Annotated in this window: 5 protein-coding genes; 2 read left to right on the top strand and 3 right to left on the bottom strand. The window is 74.2% G+C overall.

Annotation, left to right across the window (positions count from 1 at the left end):
- Nucleotides 1-1,089, bottom strand: a 1,089-nt coding sequence (gene mutL / locus ACFQ4O_RS14850) for a DNA mismatch repair endonuclease MutL (RefSeq protein WP_378776684.1), incomplete at its 3' end; no start/stop codon positions are given.
- Between the two features lie 220 nt (nucleotides 1,090-1,309).
- On the opposite strand from mutL, the gene ACFQ4O_RS14855 reads away from it, so the two are divergent.
- Complete coding sequence (locus tag ACFQ4O_RS14855) at nucleotides 1,310-1,870, top strand: gluconokinase (RefSeq protein ID WP_378776686.1); 561 nt, start codon at nucleotides 1,310-1,312, stop codon at nucleotides 1,868-1,870.
- 36 nt (nucleotides 1,871-1,906) lie between these two features.
- A complete protein-coding gene (locus tag ACFQ4O_RS14860) occupies nucleotides 1,907-3,295 on the top strand; it encodes a GntP family permease (RefSeq protein ID WP_378776688.1) in 1,389 nt (462 codons plus the stop codon).
- A 161-nt stretch (nucleotides 3,296-3,456) separates the two neighbouring features.
- Here the strand turns inward: ACFQ4O_RS14860 and rsmA are convergent, their stop codons facing one another.
- Together rsmA and pdxA are read right to left on the bottom strand one after the other, a co-directional pair.
- Complete coding sequence (rsmA, locus tag ACFQ4O_RS14865; protein WP_378776690.1) at nucleotides 3,457-4,314, bottom strand: 16S rRNA (adenine(1518)-N(6)/adenine(1519)-N(6))-dimethyltransferase RsmA; 858 nt, start codon at nucleotides 4,312-4,314, stop codon at nucleotides 3,457-3,459.
- Nucleotides 4,311-5,063 (bottom strand): 4-hydroxythreonine-4-phosphate dehydrogenase PdxA (gene pdxA, locus ACFQ4O_RS14870; RefSeq protein ID WP_378776692.1); only part of this gene is annotated, 753 nt, incomplete at its 5' end. The genes pdxA and rsmA, both read right to left, overlap by 4 nt.

Consider the following 5,063-nt stretch of genomic DNA (forward strand, 5'->3'; position numbering starts at 1 on the left):
CGCCGTGGCGGCGACCGGGCGGGAGGCGCCGTAGACGGGCGCGCGGCCGGCGAAGCGGGCGATCTCGGCCGAACCGGCCGCGTAAGGGGTCGGTCCGGCGCCGGCGAGCGCCGAGCGGACGGTGGACACCACCAGCGCCCGCACCAGTCCCGCGTCCCGGAAGCGCACCTCGGCTTTGGCGGGATGCACGTTCACGTCCACCTCGCCGGGGCCGACCCGGATGTCGAGCGCGGCCACCGGATGGCGGTCGCGGGGCATCACGTCCTGATAGGCGGCCTTCAGCGCGCCGGTCAGCAGCCGGTCGCGCACCGGGCGGCCGTTGACCGAGAGGTGGATCGCGCCGGCGGTGGCGCGGTGAAGATGGCTCTGGCCCACATGGCCCACCAGCCGCGCGCCCTCCCGCTCGCCGTCGATGGCGATCATCGCGGTCGCGGTCTCGGCGCCGAGCACCTGCGCCAGCCGCTCCGCATGGCCGGCGGCGCCGGGGGCGGCGGCCGGAAAGCGCAGCGTGCGCTCCTCCACCACCAGCGTGACGTCCACATGGGGGGCGGCGAGCGCGATCCGGCGCACCACCTCGGCCGCGGCCTGGGCCTCGGCGCGATCGGATTTCAGGAACTTGGCGCGGGCGGGGGTGGCGAAGAACAGGTCCCGCACCTCGATGCGCGTGCCCGGCGGCAGCGCGGCGGGCTCGGCCTCGCCCTTGCGGCCGCCGTCCACCGCGAGCCGCCAGCCGTGGGGCGCGTCGGCGCGGCGCGTCGCGATGGCGAGCCGCGCCACCGCGCCGATGGAGGGCAGCGCTTCGCCCCGGAACCCCATGGTGGCGACGCCGACCAGATCGTCGTCGCTGGTGATCTTGGAGGTGGCGAAGCGCTCCACCGCCATCACGAGGTCGTCGCGGTCCATGCCGCAGCCGTCGTCGGACACGCGGATCAGCCGCGCGCCGCCGCCCTCGAGCACGATCTCGATGCGGGTCGCGCCGGCGTCGAGGGCGTTCTCGGTCAGCTCCTTCACCACCGAGGCCGGGCGCTCCACCACCTCGCCGGCGGCGATGCGGTTCGCGACCGTGTCGGAAAGCAGGCGGACGGGCATGGGCGGGGGCCGCTCCGGGCGGGGGGGGGGGTGAGTCGGATCGTGCGAGCTTAGAGCATGATCGCCCTGTTGGGGCGCCGACGGCCCCGGCGCGGCGCGGAGGTCGCCCGTATTCCGGCGCAGGACGCTGTGGATGACGCGCGAATCATGGCGGTGGACGGATCGCCGCAGGCGTGCGAGCGCTATGTCACGACAACGACAAACACGAGGGAACACGCCAATGGCGAGCAACGGCGAAGCGGCCGGACGGCCCGACTGCGTGGTGGTGATGGGGCCGTCGGGGGTGGGGAAGACCACCGTCGCGCAGGCTCTGGCGGCGCGGCTCGGCTGGGCCTTCGCCGAGGCCGACGAGTTCCATCCGCCCGCGAACATCGCCAAGATGAGCGCCGGCGTTCCGCTTGACGACGACGACCGGGCGCCCTGGCTCGTGCTGATCCGCGACTGGATCGGCGCGCAGGCCGGGGAGGGCGCCTCCACCGTCGTCACCTGCTCCGCGCTGAAGCGCCGCTACCGCGACGTGCTGCGCGGCGCCCCGGCGCGGGTGCGCTTCCTGGAGCTCGCCGGCGACCCGGCGCTGGTGGAGGACCGCATGTCCCACCGCGCGGGCCATTACATGCCGACCTCGCTGCTCGCCTCCCAGTTCGCGGCGCTGGAGCCGCTGGCGACGGACGAGGCCGGCGCGCGGGTCGACATCACCGCCTCGCCGCAGACGGTGGTGGACCGCGCCGTCGCGGCGCTCGGCCTGGAGCGGCCGACCTCCGCCGTCTCCGCCGCCCGCTGACGCTCGCCGCCTTCCGAAGACCTACGAGACGCCCCCATGACGCCTTCCCAAGCCGTTCCCGCGCTCGGCGCCGGCCCGCTGCTGCTGATCGCCGCCGGCGCCGTCGCGCTGCTGCTGGTGCTGATCCTGAAGTTCCGCATCCACGCCTTTCTGGCGCTGGTGCTGGTCAGCCTCCTCACCGCCTTCGCGGCCGGCATCGCGCCGGGCAAGGTGGTGCCCACGCTGCTGCACGGCTTCGGCACCACGCTCGGCAGCGTGGCGCTGCTGATCGGCCTCGGCGCCATGCTCGGGCGGCTGGTGGAGGTGTCGGGCGGCGCGCAGGCGCTGGCGGACGATCTGGTGGCGCTGTTCGGCGAGAAACGGGCTCCGCTGGCGCTCGGCGTGGCGTCGCTGATCTTCGGCTTCCCGATCTTCTTCGACGCCGGCCTCGTGGTGATGCTGCCGATCCTGTTCACGGTGGCGCGGCGGCTCGGCGGATCGCTGCTGCTCTACGGCATACCGGTCGCGGGCGCGTTCTCGGTTATGCACGTGTTCGTGCCGCCCCATCCGGGGCCAGTGGCCGCGACCGAGCTGATCAAGGCGGACGTTGGCCTCGTCACCCTGCTCGGCCTCGCGGTGGCGCTGCCCACCTGGTACATCACGAGCTACCTGTTCGGCCTGTGGATCGGCAAGCGCATCCATGTGGAGGTGCCGGAGATCCTGGCCGGCGGCCCGCAGGTCGCGCACGATCCCAACCCGCCGCGCTCCTCCACCGTCGTGCTGCTGATGATGCTGCCGCTGGCGCTCATCTTCCTCAACACGGGGCTGAACGCGCTCGCCGCCGCCGGCGACGTCAGCCGCGACGGCACGTGGTTCCAGGTGGCGCGGGCGCTCGGCTCCACGCCGGTGGCGCTGCTGGTGGCGGTGTTCGTCGGGTCCTACGTGCTGGGCGCCCGCCGGGGCCGCAGCGGCGCGGAGGTGGAGAAGCTGCTGGACGGCGCGCTGGGGCCGATCTGCGCCATCACGCTGATCACCGGCGCCGGCGGCATGTTCGGCGAGGTGCTGCGGGAAAGCGGCATCGGGCTCGCGCTGTCGCAGGCGCTGGAGGGGCTCGGCCTGCACGTGTTCGTGGCGGGCTACGTGATCGCGGCGGCGCTCCGGCTGGCGCAGGGGTCGGCGACGGTCGCGCTCATTACCGCGGTCGGTCTGGTGCAGCCGGCGATCGCGGCGGCGGGCTACAACCCGGTGCAGCTCGCAGCCTCGGTGCTGGCGCTCGCCGCCGGCTCGGTGATCGCGAGCCACGTCAACGATTCCGGCTTCTGGCTGGTGGGCCGCTTCTACGGCATGGACGTGAAGACCACGCTCAAGACCTGGACCGTGCTGGAGACGCTGATCAGCGTGGTCGGCTTCGCGCTGGCGGGCGCGCTGTTCCTCGCGGCGTCCTGAACGTCTGACGGCGTTCGAGCGTAAGAGGCCCGGCTGCTCCGTCATGCCCGCGCCGTCGCGCGGGCATCCACGACTTGCCTTGGGTGAAACCGTCGACGGGCAAGTCGTGGATACCCGGCATACGCCGGGCATGACGATGAGCGGAGAGCGCCGACGCGCGGTCAGGCGGAGGCCGCGCGGGCGGCCTCCCAGGCGTTGGCGAGCGCCACGAAGCCCGCGACGGGGATCTCCTCCGCCCGCCGCGTCGGCTCGAGGCCGGCGGCGTCCAGCAGGGCGGCGGCGTCGCCGAGGCTCTTCAGGCTCTGGCGCAGCATCTTGCGGCGCTGGCCGAAGGCGGCCTGGGTCACGGTCTCCAGCGCCTTGACCGAGCAGGGCAGGGGATCGGGCCGGGGCGTCAGCCGCACCACCGAGGACGTGACCTTGGGCGGCGGCGTGAAGGCCTGCGGGCCGACGTCGAAGGCGATCTTCGCCTCGCAGCGCCAGCCGCACAGCACGCCGAGCCGGCCATAGGCGTCGTCGCCGGGCCCGGCCACGATGCGCTCCGCCACCTCGCGCTGAAACATCAGCGTCAGGCCGTCCCAGAACGGCGGCCACTGGGCCGCGCCGACCCAGCCGGTGAGCAGCGGCGTCGCCACGTTGTAGGGCAGGTTGGCGATGATCCGCGCCGGGCCGTCGCCGGCGGCGAGACGGGCCATGTCCGTCTCCAGCGCGTCGCCCTCGACGATCTCCAGCCGGCCCGGGTAGCGCGCGGCGATCTCGTTTAAAGCGGCGATGGCGCGGCCGTCCTTCTCGATCGCCACCACCCGCGCCGCGCCTTCCGCCAGCAGCGCGCGGGTCAGCCCGCCGGGGCCGGGGCCGACCTCCACCACGGTGACGCCCGCGAGCCGCCCGCCGGCGCGCGCGATGCGGGCGGTGAGGTTCAGGTCGAGCAGGAAGTTCTGGCCGAGCGACTTCTTCGGGATCAGGTCGTGCGTCCGCAGCACGTCCCGGAGCGGGGGCAGGTCGTCGATGGCGCTCACGGCGCGACGGGCTCCGCGGAAAGGCGCGCGGCGAGCTCCAGCGCGGCGGCGAGGCTTTCGGGGTTGCCTGCGCCCGTGCCCGCGATGTCGAAGGCGGTGCCGTGGTCCGGCGAGGTTCGCACGAATGGCAGGCCGAGCGTGACGTTCACCGCCCGGTCGAAGGCGAGCGTCTTCACCGGGATCAGCGCCTGATCGTGATACATGCAGAGCGCCGCGTCGTAGCGGGCGCGGGCGGCGGCGTGGAACAGCGTGTCGGCCGGGTGCGGCCCGGTGGCGGCGACGCCCTCCGCCTGCAGCCGCCGCACGGCAGGCGCGACGATCGCCTCGTCCTCATGGCCGAGCTTGCCGTCCTCGCCCGCATGGGGGTTGAGGCCCGCCACCGCGATGCGCGGCGCCTCGAGCCGGAACCGGCGGCGCAGGTCGCGCACCAGCACGCGGCCGGTCTCCACGATCTCGTCCTCGGTCAGAAGGTCCGGCGCGGCGCGCAAGGGCACGTGGACGGTGACGGGGACCACCGCCACCTCCTCGGACCACAGCAGCATCACCGCCCGGGCGGGCGCGCCCCAGAGCTCGCCCGCGAGCGCGCCGAGATATTCGGTGTGGCCGGGATGGGGGAAGCCCGCCGCCATCAGCGGGGCCTTGGCGATCGGCGCGGTCACCAGCGCGCCGCAGCGCTCGCCGTGGACGAGCTCCACCCCGCGCCGGATCGCGCCGATGACGGTCGCGGCGTCGCGCGGGTCCGGGCGGCC

The organism is Methylopila musalis, from assembly GCF_042679725.1.
Lineage (GTDB): Bacteria > Pseudomonadota > Alphaproteobacteria > Rhizobiales > Methylopilaceae > Methylopila > Methylopila musalis.

What these genes read in the sequence shown, in the direction of transcription:
- ACFQ4O_RS14855 (WP_378776686.1), top strand. Translation starts at nt 1,310, where the DNA reads ATGGCGAGCAACGGCGAAGCGGCCGGACGGCCCGACTGCGTGGTGGTG.
- ACFQ4O_RS14860 (WP_378776688.1), top strand. Translation starts at nt 1,907, where the DNA reads ATGACGCCTTCCCAAGCCGTTCCCGCGCTCGGCGCCGGCCCGCTGCTG.